The organism is Paenibacillus medicaginis, assembly GCF_042138635.1.
Taxonomy (GTDB): Bacteria; Bacillota; Bacilli; order Paenibacillales; family Paenibacillaceae; genus Paenibacillus; species Paenibacillus medicaginis.
This window is the reverse complement of sequence record NZ_JBHIRY010000101.1, coordinates 1-426: the sequence shown is the minus strand read 5'-3', so window position 1 is coordinate 426 and position 426 is coordinate 1. Positions and strand designations below refer to the sequence as shown.

Annotated in this window: 1 protein-coding gene; it reads left to right on the top strand. The window is 54.9% G+C overall.

What is annotated here, in order from left to right:
- A partial coding sequence (locus ACE5LO_RS27820) for an IS66 family transposase (protein ID WP_375523145.1) occupies positions 1–376 on the top strand: 376 nt, incomplete at its 5' end.
- Between the last annotated feature and the right edge of the window lie 50 nt (positions 377–426).

Below are 426 nucleotides of genomic sequence, written 5' to 3'. Positions count from 1 at the left end.
GACCCTGCCCAAGAGTCTGGCAGGACAAGCGATTGCCTACAGCTTGAACCAGTGGGAGAAGCTAACGGCGTTTTTGGCAGACGGTCGATTGGAGCTGGACAACAATCGCAGCGAACGCTCAATCAAGCCGTTTGTGATCGGGCGTAAAAATTGGCTGTTCGCGAATACGCCACGCGGTGCGACAGCCAGCGCAACGATTTACAGCGTGATCGAGACCGCGAAGGAGAACGGGCTGCATCCGTATCACTATTTGAAGTATCTCTTCGAGCAGTTGCCGCAGCTTCACGGCCCGCTGGATACCAACACGCTGGAACCGTTTCTGCCTTGGTCAGCTTCGCTTCCGGCGGACTGCCGGATGAACAAGATTCCACAATAATATAGTCCAAGTCGGCTCTCACCGATAGGTGGGGGCTATTTGACGTTCAC